The organism is Stutzerimonas nosocomialis (genome assembly GCF_005876855.1).
GTDB lineage: Bacteria > Pseudomonadota > Gammaproteobacteria > Pseudomonadales > Pseudomonadaceae > Stutzerimonas > Stutzerimonas nosocomialis.
The window spans coordinates 35,033-53,353 of the sequence record NZ_QLAE01000006.1; the positions used below are offsets into that span (position 1 = coordinate 35,033).

Annotated in this window: 16 protein-coding genes; 13 read left to right on the forward strand and 3 right to left on the reverse strand. The window is 66.4% G+C overall.

Going from position 1 to position 18,321, the window contains the following annotated elements; genetic code table 11:
• Positions 1-30: 30 nt before the first annotated feature.
• Both sfsA and DN824_RS05185 read right to left on the reverse strand, forming a co-directional pair.
• The gene (gene sfsA, locus DN824_RS05180; RefSeq protein ID WP_138407281.1) at positions 31-738 is read right to left on the reverse strand and encodes a DNA/RNA nuclease SfsA; all 708 of its coding nucleotides are present in this window, start codon (positions 736-738) and stop codon (positions 31-33) included.
• Positions 738-1,910 (reverse strand): pyridoxal phosphate-dependent aminotransferase, encoded by a 1,173-nt coding sequence (locus DN824_RS05185; RefSeq protein ID WP_138407282.1) that lies wholly within the window; start codon positions 1,908-1,910, stop codon positions 738-740. Before DN824_RS05185 ends, sfsA begins: the two co-directional genes overlap by 1 nt.
• A 190-nt stretch (positions 1,911-2,100) precedes the next feature.
• On the opposite strand from DN824_RS05185, the gene dksA reads away from it, so the two are divergent.
• The 11 genes from dksA to pgi all read left to right on the forward strand — a co-directional run bounded on the left by dksA (position 2,101) and on the right by pgi (position 15,013).
• Positions 2,101-2,547, forward strand: a complete 447-nt coding sequence (dksA, locus tag DN824_RS05190) for an RNA polymerase-binding protein DksA (protein WP_138407283.1) — start codon at positions 2,101-2,103, stop codon at positions 2,545-2,547.
• Positions 2,548-2,603: 56 nt separating this feature from the next.
• Entirely contained in the window at positions 2,604-3,515 is a 912-nt protein-coding gene (gene gluQRS / locus DN824_RS05195) for a tRNA glutamyl-Q(34) synthetase GluQRS (RefSeq protein WP_138407284.1), read from the forward strand.
• Between the two features lie 103 nt (positions 3,516-3,618).
• Positions 3,619-3,795 carry a hypothetical protein gene (locus DN824_RS05200; RefSeq protein WP_138407285.1) on the forward strand — a complete coding sequence of 59 codons (177 nt, stop codon included), beginning with the start codon at positions 3,619-3,621 and terminating at the stop codon, positions 3,793-3,795.
• Positions 3,779-6,727 (forward strand): sensor histidine kinase, encoded by a 2,949-nt coding sequence (locus tag DN824_RS05205; protein ID WP_138407286.1) that lies wholly within the window; start codon positions 3,779-3,781, stop codon positions 6,725-6,727. Before DN824_RS05200 ends, DN824_RS05205 begins: the two co-directional genes overlap by 17 nt.
• Positions 6,728-6,789: 62 nt before the next feature.
• Positions 6,790-8,202 carry a sigma-54-dependent transcriptional regulator gene (locus tag DN824_RS05210; RefSeq protein WP_138407287.1) on the forward strand — a complete coding sequence of 471 codons (1,413 nt, stop codon included), beginning with the start codon at positions 6,790-6,792 and terminating at the stop codon, positions 8,200-8,202.
• Positions 8,203-8,829: 627 nt separating this feature from the next.
• Entirely contained in the window at positions 8,830-10,230 is a 1,401-nt protein-coding gene (locus DN824_RS05220; protein ID WP_138407289.1) for a polynucleotide adenylyltransferase PcnB, read from the forward strand.
• A gap of 1 nt (position 10,231) precedes the next feature.
• A complete protein-coding gene (gene folK / locus DN824_RS05225) occupies positions 10,232-10,750 on the forward strand; it encodes a 2-amino-4-hydroxy-6-hydroxymethyldihydropteridine diphosphokinase (RefSeq protein ID WP_138407290.1) in 519 nt (172 codons plus the stop codon).
• 160 nt (positions 10,751-10,910) lie between these two features.
• Positions 10,911-11,711: a 3-methyl-2-oxobutanoate hydroxymethyltransferase gene (panB, locus tag DN824_RS05230; RefSeq protein WP_138407291.1), complete on the forward strand. Its 801-nt coding sequence runs from the start codon at positions 10,911-10,913 to the stop codon at positions 11,709-11,711.
• Positions 11,708-12,565, forward strand: coding sequence for a pantoate--beta-alanine ligase (gene panC, locus DN824_RS05235; protein ID WP_138407292.1), 858 nt, complete (start codon positions 11,708-11,710; stop codon positions 12,563-12,565). Before panB ends, panC begins: the two co-directional genes overlap by 4 nt.
• Before the next feature lie 73 nt (positions 12,566-12,638).
• Positions 12,639-13,019 carry an aspartate 1-decarboxylase gene (panD, locus tag DN824_RS05240; protein ID WP_138407293.1) on the forward strand — a complete coding sequence of 127 codons (381 nt, stop codon included), beginning with the start codon at positions 12,639-12,641 and terminating at the stop codon, positions 13,017-13,019.
• Positions 13,020-13,348: 329 nt separating this feature from the next.
• Positions 13,349-15,013 (forward strand): glucose-6-phosphate isomerase, encoded by a 1,665-nt coding sequence (gene pgi / locus DN824_RS05245; protein WP_138407294.1) that lies wholly within the window; start codon positions 13,349-13,351, stop codon positions 15,011-15,013.
• A 67-nt stretch (positions 15,014-15,080) separates the two neighbouring features.
• Here the strand turns inward: pgi and DN824_RS05250 are convergent, their stop codons facing one another.
• Complete coding sequence (locus DN824_RS05250; RefSeq protein WP_138407295.1) at positions 15,081-15,959, reverse strand: ChaN family lipoprotein; 879 nt, start codon at positions 15,957-15,959, stop codon at positions 15,081-15,083.
• A gap of 138 nt (positions 15,960-16,097) precedes the next feature.
• On the opposite strand from DN824_RS05250, the gene DN824_RS05255 reads away from it, so the two are divergent.
• Both DN824_RS05255 and DN824_RS05260 read left to right on the forward strand, forming a co-directional pair.
• Positions 16,098-16,430, forward strand: coding sequence for a Rieske (2Fe-2S) protein (locus DN824_RS05255; RefSeq protein WP_138407296.1), 333 nt, complete (start codon positions 16,098-16,100; stop codon positions 16,428-16,430).
• A 60-nt stretch (positions 16,431-16,490) separates the two neighbouring features.
• Positions 16,491-18,260, forward strand: coding sequence for a protein-disulfide reductase DsbD (locus DN824_RS05260; RefSeq protein WP_138407297.1), 1,770 nt, complete (start codon positions 16,491-16,493; stop codon positions 18,258-18,260).
• Positions 18,261-18,321: the final 61 nt, after the last annotated feature.

Here is an 18,321-nt window from a genome sequence, read left to right on the forward strand (position 1 = left end):
ACGCCGAGCCGGAGCTCCCGTGGCGTCCGCTCAGAGCACCACGGGCAGGCGGCGAACCAGGCGAATCTCCTCGGTCGAGAGCGTCACGCCATAGGCGATGATCTCGACGCCGGCCGCCCTGGCCTCGGCGAGGGCGGCGGCGTAGGCGGGGTCGATTTCCGCCGCCGGACGCACCGCTTCGATGCCGCTGAGGTTCACGCAGTACAGCAGTACGGCCCGGACACCCTCGCGCGCCAGCGCGGCCAGCTCGCGCAAATGGCGCGTGCCCCGGCTGGTCACCGCATCGGGAAAGGCCGCCACATGGCCTTCATCGAACCCCAGCGTGACGCTCTTGACCTCGACATAGGCCGGGCCTTCGGGGAATTCGAGGCGGAAGTCGACCCGGCTGTTCTCCGCGCCGTAGGGCACTTCACGTCGCAACGCCGTGAACCCGGCCAGCTCCTCGATCACCCCGCCACGCAAGGCCTCTTCCACCAATGAATTGGCCCGGGCGGTATTCACGCAGGCCAGCCGGCCCTGCGGCGTCTCGGCCAGCTCCCAGGTCGCCGCGAGCTTGCGCCTGGGGTCGCTGGAGCGCTGAAACCAGACGCGCCCGCCCTCGCTCATGCAGTTGAGCATCGAACCGGTATTGGGGCAGTGAATGCACAGGTGCTCGCCTTCGGCGGTCACCACATCGGCGAGAAAGCGCTTGTACCGGCGCAGCAGCCGCCCTTCCTCCAGGGGTGTGGAAAAACGCATCAGCCGGCCCAGCTCTGCAGACCGCGGGCGATGCGCTCGACAGCCTGCTCCAGGCGCGGCACCTGCTGGGTGTAGGCGAAGCGCACATGGTGTCCGGCCAGGTGGCGGCCGAAATCCAGGCCCGGGGTAAAGGCCACGTGCTCGGTCTCGAGAAAATGCTGGCAAAAACGGTAGGCGTCCCCGCCGAACGCGCTGATGTCGGCATACAGGTAAAAGGCGCCTTCGGGCTCGACGGCGATACCGAATCCGAGTTCGCGCAGCGCCGGCAGCAGAAAATCGCGGCGCCGCCCGAATTCGGCCCGGCGCGCCTCGAGGATCTCGAGCGTCTGCGGCTCGAAACAGGCCAGCGCCGCGTGCTGCGCCATGGTCGGCGCACTGATGTAGAGGTTCTGCGCCAGCTTCTCCAGCTCCGGCACCGCCTCGGGCGGCGCGACCAGCCAGCCCAGGCGCCAGCCGGTCATGCCGAAATATTTGGAGAAACTGTTGAGCACGAACGCCGAGTCGTCCACCTCCAGCGCACTGGCGGCGTCCATGCCGTAGGTCAGCCCGTGGTAGATCTCGTCGACGACCAGATGACCACCGCGGGCCTTGATCGACGCGGCCAGGGCCGCCAACTCGTCGCGCGAAAGCACCGTTCCGGTGGGGTTGGCGGGCGAGGCGACCAGCGCGCCGACGCTGTCGCGGTCCCAGTGCCGCTGCACCAGCTCGGGCGTGAGCTGGTAGCGGGTCTGCGGTCCGACCGGGACCAGCTGCGCCGCCCCCTCGATCAGCCGCAGGAAGTGCCGGTTGCAGGGATAGCCGGGATCGGCGAGCAACCAGTGCTTGCCCGGATCGACCAGCAGGCCGCTGGTCAACAGCAAGGCGCCCGAGCCTCCGGGAGTAATCATGATCCGTTCGGGGTCAATAGCTAGCTTGTAGCGCTGCGCGTAGAAACCCGCGATGGCCTCGCGCAGCTCCGGCAGCCCACGGGCAGCCGTGTAACGCGTGTGTCCGGCGGCCAGCGCAGCCTGTCCGGCAGCGATGATAGGGGCGGCGGTGGTGAAATCAGGCTCGCCGATTTCGAGGTGAATCACATCGTGCCCCTGGGCCTGCAATTGATTGGCACGCGCCAGCAATGCCATGACATGAAAAGGTTCGATTGCCCGGCTGCGAGCGCTGTAAGACGAGGTCATCTGACCGTCCTTGAGACATAAAAATTGAATTCTACCGAAGGTCTCTCACACGCCGCAGCCACCGTGATCGCCGGGAGTAGCGCACCCCGATTCGATCTGGTAAGTTCGCCCGCTTGCAGCCGCAGGGCCGGCACGGGTCGGCGAGGGACCACTCACCTGCGCAATGGACATAGCGAGAGGCGTTCATCCAATGGCCATTCTTAAAGAAACACAAACCAGCAACCAACTGATTCGCGCCTTCGAGCCCTACAAGGAAACCGCCGGCGAGGAGTACATGAGCGACAAGATGCGCGCTCACTTCTCCGCCATCCTGAACAAGTGGAAACAGGAACTGATGGAAGAGGTCGATCGCACCGTCCATCACATGCAGGATGAAGCGGCCAACTTCCCGGACCCTGCCGACCGCGCCAGCCAGGAAGAAGAATTCAGCTTGGAACTGCGTGCCCGTGACCGCGAACGCAAGCTGATCAAGAAGATCGACGAAACCCTCCAGCTGCTCGAAGACAACGAGTACGGCTGGTGCGACTCCTGCGGCGTCGAGATCGGCATCCGCCGCCTCGAGGCTCGTCCTACCGCCACCCTTTGCATCGACTGCAAGACCCTGGCGGAAATCAAGGAAAAGCAGCTCGGTTCCTGATCCCGAACGGGGCGCTTCGGCGCCCCGCTTCATTTATATCTCCCCGTTCCGCTCCCATGCCCCATCAGCCAGCCCGCGCGCCTACCGCTGATCCATACGTGGGCCGCTTCGCCCCCACGCCCAGTGGCTACCTTCATTTCGGCTCGCTCGTCGCGGCCCTGGCCTCCTTTCTCGACGCCCGCGCGGTGAACGGCCGCTGGCTGCTGCGCATGGAGGACCTCGACCCACCAAGGGAAATGCCCGGCGCACAGACGGCGATTCTCGACGCGCTGCAGGCCTACGGCTTCGAATGGGACGGCACGCTGGTCAGGCAGAGCGAGCAGCATGATCGCTACCAGGCCGTCATCGACACGCTGCTCGCCGATGGCCATGCCTACGCCTGCACCTGCTCGCGCAAGCAGCTCGAAGCCTACCCGAGCGTCTATCCCGGCTTCTGCCGTGACGCCGGAAAATCCGTCGAACAGGCCGCCATCCGGGTACGGGTGCCCGCGCGCGAGTTCGGCTTCACCGATCGCGTGCAAGGTCCGTTCAGCCAGCAGCTGGCGCGCGACGCCGGCGACTTCGTGATCCGCCGCCGCGACGGGCTCTACGCCTACCAGCTGGCCGTGGTGCTCGACGATGGCTGGCAGGGCGTGACGGACGTGGTTCGCGGCGCCGACCTGCTGGACTCCACGCCGCGCCAGCTGTTCCTGCAGCAGCTGCTCGGCCTGCCGCAGCCGCGCTACCTGCACGTGCCGCTGATCGTCCAGCCCGACGGCCACAAGCTCGGCAAGAGCTACCGCTCGCCGCCGCTGCAGGCCCACGAGGCGCCGCCCTCGCTGTTGCGGGCCCTGCGCGCGCTGGGCCAGCGCCCTCCCGCGGAACTGACCGGCGCGCCGCCGCGGGAAATCCTCGCCTGGGCGATCGCCCACTGGGACGCCGGCGCCATCCCCCGCAGCCCGACCCTGGCCGAGGCGCAACTGAGCTGAGGCGACGGTCCGCGACCCGAGGTTGCCTGCCGCCCTTACTTGCAGCTTGCGGCTCGCGGCCTGCCGCTTCTACCATCCCTGCACTTCAATCCCGAGACCCGCCATGTACATCTACCGACTGGTACTGCTTCTGGTCGTGGGGATCTATCTGTTCTCGCCGGCGATCATGGACTGGTGGATCGACCCCAACGAGGCCTGGTATCGCCCCTACCTGCTGTGGCTGATCCTGATCGTGGTGACCTTCATCCTGCAGAGCCAACGCGATGCTGACGAGCTTTAACCTGAGCTACCTGATCCTGATCAGCGCGGTCTACCTGTTCGTGCTGTTCGGCGTCGCCTGGGTCAGCGAACGCGGAAAGATTCCACGCTGGATCATCCGCCATCCGCTGGTCTATACCCTCTCGCTCGGCGTGTACGCCAGTGCCTGGGCCTTCTATGGCACGGTCGGCCTGGCCTACCAGTACGGCTACGGCTTCCTCGCGTCCTACCTCGGCGTCTGCGGCGCCTTCCTGCTGGCGCCGGTGCTGCTCTATCCGATCCTGCGGATCACCCGCACCTACCAGCTGGCTTCGCTCGCCGACCTCTTCGCCTTTCGCTTTCGCAGCACCTGGAGCGGCGCGCTGACCACGCTGTTCATGCTGGTCGGCATGCTGCCGCTGCTGGCCCTGCAGATCCAGGCGGTGGCCGACGCCATCGGCATCATGACCCTGGAACCCCTGCAGGAGCGGGTGGCCCTGGGTTACTGCGTGCTGATCATGCTCTTCACCATCCTGTTCGGCGCCCGCCATATCGCCACCCGGGAAAAGCACGAGGGGCTGGTGTTCGCCATCGCCTTCGAATCGGTGGTCAAGCTGGTCACCTTCAGCGCCATCGGCCTCTATGCGCTCTATTCGGTCTTTGGCGGCTTCGGTGAGCTGGAAACCTGGCTGCTGCAGAACCAGTCGGCGCTGGCCGCCCTGCACACGCCGCTGCAGGAAGGCCCGTGGCGGACCCTGCTGCTGGTGTTCTTCGCCTCGGCGATCGTCATGCCGCACATGTACCACATGACCTTCACCGAGAACCTCAACCCGCGCGCCATGGTCAGCGCCAGCTGGGGGTTGCCGCTGTACCTGTTGCTGATGAGCCTGGCGGTGCCGCTGATCCTCTGGGCCGGCCTCAAGCTCGGCGTGACTACCAATCCGGAATACTTCACGCTCGGCCTGGGCATCACCCTGGGCAACGAGACCCTTGCGCTGATCGCCTTCATCGGCGGGCTGTCCGCCTCCAGCGGGCTGATCATCGTCAGCACCCTGGCGCTCTCCGGCATGGCCCTCAACCACCTGGTGCTGCCGCTCTACCAGCCGCCGACCGAAGGCAACATCTACCGCTGGCTGAAGTGGACCCGGCGCGGGCTGATCTTCGCCATCATCATGGCCGGCTACGGTTTCTACCTGCTCCTGGGCGCCGAACAGGACCTGTCGAACCTGGGCATCGTCGCCTTCGTCGCCACGCTGCAGTTCCTGCCCGGCGTGCTCTCGGTGCTCTACTGGCCGACCGCCAACCGGCGCGGCTACATCTGCGGCCTGCTGGCCGGCATCGGCGTGTGGGTGGTGACCATGCTGCTGCCGCTGGTGGGCAACCTCGACGGCTTCTACATCCCGCTGTTCAACGTGGTCTACGTGCTCGACGACACCAGCTGGCACCTGGCGGCCATCGCCTCGCTTGCGGTCAACGTGCTGGCCTTCTCCCTCGTCTCGCTGTTCACCGAGGCCAGCCCCGAGGAAAAGAGCGCCGCCGAAGCCTGCGCGGTGGAAAACGTCCGTCGCCCGCAGCGCCGCGAGCTGATGGCCGCCTCCCCGCAGGAATTCGCCGCGCAGCTGGCCAAGCCGCTGGGCGCCAAGACCGCCCAGCGCGAGGTGGAACAGGCCCTCCATGACCTGCAACTGCCGTTCGACGAGCATCGCCCCTACGCCCTGCGCCGCCTGCGCGACCGGATCGAGGCCAACCTGTCCGGCCTGATGGGGCCGAGCGTCGCCCAGGACATCGTCGAGAACTTCCTGGCCTACAAGCACGGCACCGAGGCCTACGTCACCGAAGACATCCACTTCATCGAGAACCGGCTGGAGGACTACCACTCGCGCCTGACCGGCCTTGCGGCCGAGCTCGACGCCCTGCGCCGCTACCATCGTCAGACCCTGCAGGAGCTGCCGATGGGGGTCTGCTCCCTGGCCAAGGACGAAGAGATCCTGATGTGGAACCGGGCCATGGAGGAACTCACCGGTATCCCCGCGCTGCAGGTGGTGGGCTCGCGCCTGTCGACCATCGCCGATCCCTGGAAAAGCCTGCTGCTCGGTTTCATCCGCCAGCCCGAGGAACACCTGCACAAGCAGAAGCTGCCGCTCGACAGCAGCAGCCGCTGGCTCAACCTGCACAAGGCGGCCATCGACGAGCCGCTGGCACCGGGCAACAGCGGCCTGGTCCTGCTGGTCGAGGACCTGACCGAAACCCAGGTGCTGGAAGACCGGCTGGTCCACTCCGAACGCCTGGCCAGCATCGGTCGCCTGGCCGCTGGCGTGGCGCACGAAATCGGCAACCCGATCACCGGCATCGCCTGCCTGGCGCAGAACCTGCGCGAGGAGCGCGAAACGGACGGCGAAATCGTCGAGACCAGCAACCAGATCATCGAGCAGACCAAGCGCGTCTCGCGCATCGTCCAGTCGCTGATGAGCTTCGCCCATGCCGGCGGGCGCCAGCAGCAGCTCTACCCGGTCAGTCTGGCCGAGGTGACGCGCGACGCCATCGGCCTGCTGTCGCTCAACCGACGCCAGACCGAGGTGCAGTACTACAACCTCTGCGACCCCGACCACCTGGCCGAGGGCGACCCGCAGCGCCTCGCCCAGGTACTGATCAACCTGCTCTCCAATGCCCGCGACGCCTCCCCGCAGGGAGGGGCCATCCGGGTGCGCAGCGAAGCCTCGGAACAGACCGTCTACCTGATCGTCGAAGACGAAGGCAGCGGGATTCCCAAGGCCATCCAGGACCGTCTGTTCGAGCCGTTCTTCACCACGAAGGACCCCGGAGAAGGCACCGGCTTGGGGCTTTCACTGGTCTATTCCATCGTGGAAGAGCATTATGGCCAGATAAATATCGACAGCCCGGCCGATCCGCAGACTCAGCGCGGCACCCGAATCAGGGTGACTCTGCCACGGTATGTCGAGGCGACAATCGCTTAATCTGATGAGGCGGCGGACCGTGTTTCAGGCCGGCTCGCCGCAAAGACGTCGAGAGAGTTTTGATGCCACATATTCTTATCGTCGAAGACGAAACCATCATTCGCTCCGCGCTGCGCAGGCTGCTCGAGCGCAACCAGTACGAGGTCAGCGAAGCCGGCTCCGTGCAGGAAGCCCAGGAGCGCTTCAACATCCCTGGTTTCGACCTGATCGTCAGCGACCTGCGACTGCCCGGCGCACCAGGCACCGAGCTGATCAGGCATGCCGAAGGCACGCCCGTGCTGATCATGACCAGCTATGCCAGCCTGCGCTCGGCGGTCGATTCGATGAAGATGGGCGCCGTCGACTACATCGCCAAGCCGTTCGACCACGACGAAATGCTGCAGACCGTCGCGCGCATCCTGCGTGACCGCCAGGAGTCGGCCGCCGCGGCCCCCGCGCGGGAGGCAGGCGGCGCGAGCGGCGCCGCGCCCGCCAACGGGGAAATCGGCATCATCGGCCGCTGCTCGCCGATGCTCGACCTCTACAGCAAGATCCGCAAGGTCGCGCCGACCGATTCGAACGTACTGATCCAGGGCGAATCTGGCACCGGCAAGGAGCTGGTCGCGCGGGCGCTGCACAACCTGTCCCGGCGCGCCAAAGCCACCATGGTCTCGGTCAATTGCGCCGCGATCCCGGAAACGCTGATCGAATCCGAACTGTTCGGCCACGAGAAAGGCGCCTTCACCGGTGCCAGCGCCGGCCGTGCCGGCCTCGTGGAAGCCGCCGACGGCGGCACGCTGTTCCTCGACGAGATCGGCGAGCTGCCCCTGGAAGCCCAGGCGCGCCTGCTGCGCGTGCTCCAGGAGGGCGAGATACGACGCGTCGGCTCAGTTCATTCCCAGAAGGTGGATGTCCGCCTGATCGCCGCCACCCACCGGGACCTCAAAAGCCTGGCCAAGACCGGGCAGTTCCGCGAGGACCTCTATTACCGGCTGCACGTGATCGCGCTCAAGCTCCCGCCCCTGCGCGAGCGCGACGGGGACGTCCTGGAAATCGCCGAAGCCTTCCTGGCTCGGCAATGCCAGCGAATGGACCGGGAGCTGCGCTTCGGCCGCGACGCCGAGCAGGCCATCCGTCATTACGCCTGGCCAGGCAACGTCCGGGAACTGGAGAACGCCATCGAGCGCGCCGCCATCCTCTGCGAGAGCCCGGAAATCGGCGCCGACCTGCTGGGCATCGACATCGAGCTCGACGGCCTGGAGGACGACTTCGACGACAGCAGCCTCGCCACGCCCAGCGCCCCCCTCGGCAACAGCCACGAACCGACGGAAGACCTTTCGCTGGAAGACTATTTCCAGCACTTCGTACTCGAGCATCAGGATCACATGACCGAGACCGAGCTGGCGCGCAAGCTCGGCATCAGCCGCAAGTGCCTGTGGGAACGGCGCCAGCGCCTCGGAATCCCACGTCGCAAATCGAGCGCGGCCGCCGGCTGATCGATTGCGAAGCGGTGTTACCTCGACACGATCACGTAACAGAAAACCGGGTTCATCGGTAACGAGGAACCCGGTTTTTTTATGGCAGCGCCGCGCACGCTCGCCTCAACCCATTGATTTAAAAGGATTTACAAAAGCTGGCACGGCACCTGCTATATCTCCTGCATAACAACAATAACAAGCAGTCCTCAAATAAGAATAAGACGTAACGGCTCTAGCAGAACAACAACAAGAAGGCAGAGACGCAGCTAACTGATTCTTTTGGAGTCGACTTGCCGGCGGGGCTTGCCCCACGACCAGACCGAGAACAATAAAACTGCCCCCAGGCAGCGCCCGAACTGGTTGGATGACGGCAATATCAGCGACCAAAGCAATCCGTTTGCTATTGGCTCCCGGATGGGGAGCTTCCTGGTGACGCACCGGGACGGACGACCAATAAAAACAACACGTCCGTAAAACCAATAATAAAAAAGCACGTACCACATTAGGGGGGAGCTTCGGCTCCCCCCAGTGCTTTGCGCCCTCCCCTCGCTTTGACACCTCACCTCGCTTCGTTCACCATCCATCCATTCCGGCCGTGACCCCGTCCGCTGGCCGATCCGCCATTTCGTCACACAGTGCTCCCCCATGCTGAAAAAGCTGTTCCAGTCATTTCGTTTACCCTCGCGCCGTTTCCCGCACCCTCGCCGGACGCCCGAAATACTGACCAGCCGGCAACATTCCCTCAAACGCAACGAAATCAGCCGCTATGCCGTGAGCGTCGTCGAACGGCTCCAGCACGCCGGCTACGAGGCCTATGTGGTGGGCGGTTGCGTGCGTGATCTGCTGCTGGAACTCGAACCGAAGGACTACGACGTGGCCACCAGCGCGACGCCCGAGCAGGTTCGCGCGGAGTTCCGCAACGCGCGGGTCATCGGTCGTCGCTTCAAGCTCGTACACGTGCATTTCGGCCGTGAGATCATCGAGGTCGCCACCTTCCGCGCCAATCATCCGGAGCCGGACGAGGATGCCGACGCCGGCCAGCAGGCCTCGCGCCACGAAAGCGGCCGCATCCTGCGGGACAACATCTACGGCACCCTCGAGGACGACGCGCAGCGCCGCGACTTCACCATCAACGCCCTGTACTACGACCCGTCCACCGAGCGCATCCTCGATCACACCCACGGTGTGCACGACATCCGCAACCGCCTGATCCGACTGATCGGCGACCCCACGCAGCGCTACCAGGAAGATGCGGTGCGTATGCTTCGCGCCGTGCGTTTCGCCGCCAAGCTGGATTTCGAGATCGAGAAGCACAGCGCCGCGCCGATTCGCCAGCTGGCACCACTGCTGCGCGACATCCCCTCTGCCCGCCTGTTCGAGGAAGTGCTGAAGCTCTTCCTCAACGGACGCGCCGAGCGCACCTTCGAACTGCTGCTCGAATACGACCTGTTCGCCCCGCTGTTCCCGGCCAGCGCCGAAGCTCTGGAGCACAACCCCGAATACACCGGCACCCTGATCCGTCAGGCACTGGCCAACACCGACCTGCGCGTCCGCCAGGGCAAGCCGGTCACCCCGGCGTTCCTGTTCGCCGCGCTGCTCTGGCCCGCACTGCCGGCGCGCGTGCTCGAACTGCAGGAGCGCGGGATGCCGCCGATCCCGGCGATGCAGGAAGCGGCCCACGACATCATCTGGGAGCAATGCCAGCGCATCGCCATCCCCAAGCGGTTCTCCATCCCTATCCGCGAAATCTGGGACATGCAGGAGCGCCTGCCGCGTCGCCATGGCCGCCGCGCCGACCAGCTGCTGGAAAACCCGCGCTTCCGGGCCGGCTACGATTTCCTGCTGCTGCGTGAAAGCGCCGGCGAGGAGACCGACGGCCTCGGCGACTGGTGGACCGACTACCAGGAAGCCAGCGACAGCGAACGTCGCAGCATGATCCGTGACCTCAGCAGCAAGGACGATGGCAGCGGCGCCCCGCGCAAACGTCGCCGCAGCGGACGCAAGCGCCGCGGGCCGGCCTCCGACGCCCCGGCTGCGGCCGACTGAGATGGAAAGGGTCTACATCGGCCTGGGCAGCAACCTCGCCGAGCCCGAACGCCAGCTGCGCGAGGCCGTGCAGGCGATCGCCGCGCTGGAGCAGTCGACCCTGCTGGCCGTCTCGCCTTTCTATGCCAGCGACCCGCTCGGTCCGCCCGATCAGCCGCGCTACGTCAATGCGGTCGCGGCGCTGGCGACCGCGCTGGAACCGCTGGACCTGCTCGATGCCCTGCAGCGCATCGAGCTGACCCAGGGCCGCGAGCGCAAGGCCGAGCGCTGGGGGCCGCGCACCCTGGACCTGGACATTCTCCTGTTCGGCGACCGGCTGATCGCGGAACCGCGGCTGCAGGTCCCGCACTATCACCTGCACGCACGCGCCTTCGTGCTCTACCCGCTGGCCGATGTCGCCCCGGCCGACCTGCGCCTGGCCGACGGCCGAAGCCTCGCGCAACTGCTTGCCGAATGCCCCTTCGCCGGCCTCGACCGGCTCGATCAGGAGCCTGCGATCCCCACGGACGAGCCCCGGTAACAGTCAAGTAACAGTCGCGATTGACTTCACCCGTTCCCATCGGGACTATAAGCGCCCTCCCGGTAACGCATCGTCTTGGGGCGTAACGCCCGAGCCTGCACTGTGACGCAGCAGATGCCAACTTTCGATCCCTGACCAAGGGTCCACAGAGGACGGCGCCATGCCAGACGTAACCCTGACCACGCTGCAAGGGCTCAAGCAGAAAGGCGAGAAGATCGCCATGCTCACCTGCTACGACGCCATCTTCGCCAAGACCGCCAGCGAGGCGGGCGTGGAAATGCTGTTGATCGGCGACTCCCTGGGCATGGTCCTGCAGGGCCACGACAGCACCCTGCCCGTGACCGTCGCGGAGATGGCCTACCACACCGCCTGCGTCAAACGAGGCAATCGCGGGGCGATGATCGTCGCCGACCTGCCGTTCATGGCCAACGCCACCACCGAACAGACGCTGAACAATTCCGCCGTGCTGATGCAGGCCGGCGCGCACATGATCAAGCTCGAAGGTGCCGCCTGGCTGGCCGAATCCATCAGCCTGCTGGCCGAGCGCGGCATTCCGGTCTGCGCCCACCTGGGCCTCACGCCCCAGGCGGTCAACCTGTTCGGTGGCTACAAGGTGCAGGGGCGCCAGGATGCCCAGGCGCAGAAGCTGCTGGCGGACGCCAAGGCGCTGGAACAGGCCGGCGCGGCCATGCTGCTGCTCGAATGCGTCCCCAGCGAACTCGCTGCCCGCATCACCCAGGCGGTCGCCATTCCGGTGATCGGCATCGGCGCCGGCAGCGCCACCGACGGCCAGGTGCTGGTGCTGCACGACATGCTCGGCCTGTCGCTGACCGGCCGCTCGCCCAAGTTCGTCAAGAACTTCATGCAGGAGCACGGCGACGTGGCCTCGGCCATCGCCGGCTACGTCAAGGCCGTCAAGGCCGTCGAATTTCCCGCGGCCGAACATGGGTTTTCCGCATGAAGACAGTGCATAGCGTAGCCGAGCTGCGCCAGGCGGTCGGCGAGGCCCGGCGCAACGGGGCGTCGATCGGTTTCGTGCCGACCATGGGCAACCTCCATGCCGGCCACATTTCCCTGATCGAGCGCGCCCGCCAGCAGTGCGGATTCGTGGTCGCGAGCGTCTTCGTCAACCCGCTGCAGTTCGGCCCCAACGAAGACCTGACCACCTACCCGCGCACCCTCGCGGCGGACCAGGAAAAGCTCGAAGAGGCCGGCTGCGACCTGCTGTTCGCTCCGTCCGTCGACGAGATGTACCCCCGCGGCATGACGCTGCAGACGGTCGTCAGCGTGCCGGCCGTGTCCGAAGGGCTCTGTGGCGCCAGCCGACCGGGCCACTTCGATGGTGTCTCGACCGTGGTGAGCAAGCTGTTCAACATGGTGCAGCCGGACGTCGCGGTGTTCGGCCAGAAGGACTACCAGCAGTTGGCGGTGATCCGCGCGATGGTGCGCGACCTCGACATTCCCGTGCAGATCATCGGCCAGCCCACCGCCCGCGCCGAGGACGGCCTGGCCCTGTCTTCGCGCAACGGTTACCTGACCGAGCAGGAGCGCGCCACCGCCCCGGCCATCTACCGGACGTTGCAGGGGCTCGGCCAGTCGATCGAATCCGGCCAACAGGATTTCGCGGCACTGATCGCTCGGGGCCTGGGCGAGCTGCAAGCCGCAGGGCTGCGCCCCGACTACCTGGAGATACGCGACGCCGATACCCTCGGCGCCGCGCAGCCCGGCTCCGCCCGCCTGGTGCTGGTGGTGGCGGCCCATCTCGGCAAGACCCGCCTGCTCGACAACCTGGTGGTCGAGCGGCGCCCTTGCTGACCCGCCCGCAACCTTGAACACCACCGGGGCTTCGGGCACACTCTGCGCCGCCCTGCCCCACGGAGGAACCGACATGCACGCCATCATGCTCAAGGCCAAACTGCACCGCGCCGTGGTTACCCACTCCGTGCTCGATTACGAAGGCTCTTGCGCCATCGACGGGGACTGGCTGGACCTGGCCGGGATTCGCGAATACGAGCAGATCCAGATCTACAACGTCGACAACGGCGAGCGCTTCACCACCTACGCGATTCGCGGAGAGGAAGGCTCGAAGATCATTTCGGTCAACGGGGCCGCCGCTCACAAGGCCGGCGTCGGGCATCGCCTGATCATCTGCGCCTATGCGCATTACAGCGAAGCCGAGCTGGCCAATTTCAAGCCTCACGTCCTCTATATCGGGGCGGACGGCGACCTCAGCCACACCAGCAACGCCATTCCGGTACAGGTGGCCTGAACGGCCGCCGACCGATGAGTACCAAGCCCGGACCGTCCCGACGTTCCGGGCTTTTTTCATTCGAGCCCGGGACGCGCGGCAAGCGCGGTGCCCGCAGAGTTTGCAGCGCGCCGGAACGTACCGGGCTTTTTGCATGTCTGAGAGCAGTCTCTCCGGGTGCAGGATGCGCCCTTCGCCGCTCCGGCAGTGCCGGAGCGGTTCGCGCCTGACGCATTCAGGAAGAGTGCCTGGCGTGCCAGCACACACCAGGCCGAAATGCGGCGGCGCCAGCACGGTGTCGCCAGGAGCCCATGATCAACGGTCTGTCATGCAAAGGAAGCCGCACTACCATGACGCATTACCAGAATCCCCTTGATGTCACTGAGCTGTCGTCCTGGAAAGCCCTGGGCGATCACCGCCTGGCCATGCAGGACTTCAGCATGCGCGAGGCCTTCGCCAGCGATCCCAGGCGTTTCGAGTCCATGTCCGTATCGGCCTGCGGCCTGTTCCTCGACTATTCGAAGAACCTGGTCACGCCCGAGACCCTGAACCTGCTGTTCAACCTGGCACGCGAAGCGGGCGTCGAGCAGGCCACACGGGCGATGATGTCCGGCGAGCCCGTCAACGCGTCGGAACAGCGCCCGGTCCTCCATACCGCGCTGCGTCGCCCCATGGGCGAAAGCGTGATGGTGAACGGGCAGAACATCATGCGCGACGTCCACACGGCGCTGGCGCAGATGACCGACATCGTCAGCCGCATCCACAACAACCTCTGGCGCGGCTTCAGCGACAAGACCATCACCGACGTGGTGAACATCGGCATCGGCGGCTCCTTCCTCGGCCCGCAGCTGGTGTCCGAAGCGCTGCTGCCGTTCACCCAGCATGGCGTGCGCACCCATTACCTGGCCAACATCGACGGCAGCGAGTTCCGCGAAGTGACCGCCAAGCTGAACGTCGAGACCACCCTGTTCATCATCTCCAGCAAGACCTTCGGCACCCTCGAAACCCTGAAGAATGCCCAGGCCGCGCGCACCTGGTATCTGGGCAAGGGCGGCACCGAGGAAAAGCTCTATCGCCATTTCATCGCCGTGACGAGCAACAAGCAGGCGGCGATCGACTTCGGCATCCGCGAAAAGAACATCTTCCCCATGTGGGACTGGGTCGGCGGCCGCTACTCGCTCTGGTCGGCCATCGGCCTGCCCATCGCGCTGGCCATCGGCATGTCCAACTTCAAGGACCTGCTTTCCGGCGCCTACAGCATGGACTGCCATTTCCAGAACGAGCCGTTCGAGCGCAACATGCCGGTGCTGCTGGCGATGCTCGGAGTCTGGTATCACAACTTCTGGGGCGCGCAGAGCTACGCGTTCCTGCCGTACGACCACTACCTGCGCAACTTCGTCAAGCACCTTCAGCAGATGGACATGGAGTCCAACGGCAAGAGCGTGCGCCAGGACGGCACGCCGGTATCCTGCGGTACCGGCCCGGTGATCTGGGGCGGCGTCGGCGCGAACGGCCAGCACGCCTATCACCAGCTGCTGCACCAGGGCACCCCGCTGATCCCGGCGGACTTCATCGTCCCGGTCGTCAGCCACAACCCGGTCGCCGATCACCACGAATGGCTGTATGCCAACTGCCTGTCCCAGAGCCAGGCGCTGATGCTCGGCAAGAGCCGCGCCGAGGCGGAAGCCGAGCTGCGCGCCAAGGGCCTGGACGAAGCCGAAGTGCAGCGCCTGGCGCCGCACAAGGTGATCCCGGGCAATCGCCCCAGCAACACGGTGGTGATGGAAACCATCAGCCCCGGACGATTGGGCGCGCTGATCGCCCTGTACGAGCACAAGGTCTTCGTCCAGGGCGTGATCTGGGGCATCAACTCATTCGACCAGTGGGGCGTGGAACTCGGCAAGGAGCTGGGCAAGGCGGTCTACAACCGCCTGACCGGCTACGACTCCCCTCCGGCCGAAGACGCCTCGACCCAGGGTCTGGTCGACTACTTCCGCGGCCGCCATCGCGGCTGACCGGCACGGTACGAAAAAGCCAGGGCAGGTGCCCTGGCTTTTTCGTTTCACCGCAAAAACCTGGCGCTCAGTCTTTCCGAAAGGATGCGCAATGGTCCTGCGCCGGCGGCGCCGGCGTAAACCAGACGAAATCCGCCTGCCGCGCACCGATCGGCTCCCCCGGCTCCGCCAGTATCAGCACCCGGGTTTCACCCCGGGCCTGCAAGTCGTCCAGATGCAGCGGAACGCCCAGGTCGCGGCGCACATGGAAGGCACCGGCGATCAGCACCGCCGGGCTCGGCGCCTCGAGCAGCCGCTCGGCCATGCGTCGGTCGCGGTGCTGCTGCACCGCCAGCATCGCGGGCAGCTGCGATTCGGGCAGCATGCCGCAGTGCGACTCGGCGATCTGTGCCAGCAGCATCCGCCGTGGCGCCTCGGCGGTGGAGGCCTGCCCCTCGAGCGCCGCCCCGCTGCGATAGAGCGCGACGATCTCCTCGCGGTCCAGGTTGGCGGCCAGCAACGGGTAGGGCTGCTCAAGGGTATGGAGGACCAACGGCCCGTAAAGCGTCCAGTCCCAGCCGTCCTGCCAGCCCAGCGCCGAGGGCAGGTCCACCGGCTCGCCACGCCGGAACTCGGCCTGGACCTGGCTTACCCGCGCCTGCTGGTCGGGGTTGAACATCTCCAGCAGCAGACTGCCAGGCATGCGGACCTGCCCCAGGGCCTGCAGCAACCACACCTGCAACGCATGGTGGTCGGGATTGTCGTGGCGCTCGCCGATCAGCAGCCGGTCGGCGCGCGACAACCGGGCCACCAGCTCGTCCGGCTGCAGCCGCTCGCCGCTGCGCAGGTCGAGGATCGTGCCGACCTCGGGGTGGTCGCGCCCTTCGCTGCCCTGCCAGTCGGGCAGTGGCGCCAGCGTCTTGCAGCCACCCAGCATGATGATGATCCAGCAGCACAGCAGACGCATCCTGACCCTCCTCTTCGGTTCGACCGCCAGCGGAACGCAGCCTTCGACCCTTCGATATCGTGCCGAAAGGCCTCGGGGGCAGCCCTTGGCAAACGCAGGCATCGGCGGATAATGCCGGGCCAACGCCCGGAGGACCCGATGATACGACTATGCGCCACGACCGCGCTGCCGGAAGGCCAGAGCCGGGGCTTCGTCTTGCAGGGTGACCGGCTGCTGGCGGTGCGCCGCGACGGCCGGGTCCACGTCTACCTCAACCGCTGCCCGCACCGTGGCATCCCGCTGGAGTGGGAAGCCGACCGCTTCCTCGACGACAGCGGCAGCCTGATCCAGTGCGCGACCCACGGCGCGCTGTTTCTGATCGAGTCCGGCGAGTGCGTGGCCGGCCCCTGCGCCGGCGAAAGCCTCACCGCCGTCCCGAGCACCGAGGAAGACGGCGGCATCTGGCTGCACGATACCCCCTGTGACGGTTAACCCCGGGCAGCGGACGCAACGGGCGGGTATCATGGGCGGATCATCCGAAACGAGGCCGCCATGCGACGCCTGCTGAGTCTGCTGCTCCTGATCATCGCGCTGCCCGCCAGCGCCGGGCTGTTCGACAGCCGTCCGAGCCCGACCCTGGGCGGCCTGAACAACAGCGCCGACTTCCTGCCCGTTCGCGAAGCCTTCCGGCTCACGCTGGTGGAAGCCGCCCCTGAGCAGGTGACCCTGCGCTTCGTCGCCGCCGACGGCTATTACCTGTACCGGCACAGGCTCAGCTTCGCGACCTCGACCGAAGGCGTGACCCTGGGGGATCCGGTCCTGCCGGGGGGCGTACACAAGACCGACGAGTACTTCGGCGACGTGGAGGTCTATTACGGCGTGCTCGACGTGCAGCTGCCGATCAGCAACCCCCAGGACAGCCCGTTCACGCTGCAGGTCGGCTACCAGGGCTGCGCCGACAAGGGCCTGTGCTATCCCCCCGAGACCGAGACGCTCAGCCTCGGCAATGGCGCACAGGCCGCCCGCGACGGGACGGATGCCAGCGGTGCGGCGGGTCTGAGCTGGCGCTCGGTGGCGCTGTTCTTCCTCGCCGGCGTCGGCCTGACGTTCACCCCCTGCGTACTGCCGATGCTGCCGATCCTTTCCGGCCTGGTGTTGCGCGGCAAGATCGGCGGAATGCGCAGCTTCCTGCTCGCCCTGACCTACGTGCTCACCATGGCCAGCGGCTTCGCCATCCTGGGCGCGCTGATGGGCGTGTTCGGCGCTGAGCTCAATCTGCAGGCTCGTCTGCAATCGCCCTGGGTGCTGGTGCCCTTCGCCCTGTTCTTCGTCGCTTTCGCGATGGCCATGTTCGGCCTGTTCGAACTGCGCCTGCCGCAAGCCCTCGCCGGCCCGCTCGACCGCCTGGCCGGCAACGCCCGCGGCGGCTCGTTTACCGGCGCCGCCATGCTGGGCGCGGTCTCGAGCCTCCTGGTGTCGCCCTGCGTCTCCGCCCCGCTGGCCGGTGCGCTGCTGTACATCAGCGCCAGCGGCGATGCGCTGGGCGGCGGCGTCCAGCTGCTCGCGCTGGGCCTGGGCATGGGCACGCCGCTGGTGGTATTCGCTACCGGCGGCGGAGCCCTGCTGCCCAAGAGCGGCGCCTGGATGATCGCGGTGCGCAACACCTTCGGCGTCCTGCTGCTGGGCGTCTCGGTGTGGATGCTCGAGCGCGTGCTGCCCGGTCCGGTTGCGCTTGCCCTCTGGGGCCTGCTCGCCGCCGGTAGCGCGCTGTTTCTCGGCGCCCTGGAGTTCACCGTCAAGAGCCCGCGCGCGAAGCTCGCCCAACTGCTCGGGCTCGCGTTGCTGGTATACGCGCTGGCCGCCTGGGTCGGTGCGCTGCAGGGCGCCAGCGACCCGACCCGACCACTGCACCGCGCGGGGCTGGTCCAGACCGGCCAGCCCGCATCCGCGGCCGAAGGCTGGCATACCCTGTCCACCCCGGCCGAACTCGACGCCCAGCTGGCGGCGGCCAGCGCCGCAGGCCAGGCGGTGATCCTCGACTGGTATGCCGACTGGTGCATCAGCTGCAAAGTGATCGAGCGCGAGGTGTTCGCCGATCCGCAGATCGCGCCGCGCCTGGCCGACTATCGCCTGCTGCGCTTCGACATCACCGAAAGCAACGCCGAACAGCGCCGCCTGCTGGATCGTTACCGGCTGTTCGGGCCGCCGGCCATCCTGTTTTTCGATGGCCGGGGCCGCGAACTCGAGCGATCGCGCGTCGTCGGCGAGATCAACGCGCCGGCATTTGCCGAACGCTTGACCGTGGTCGATGCCGCCCGATAGATCATTGCGCCAATCTCCAGACATATTGCTGCCATTTACTTCGATCCAGTAAGCGACTGGA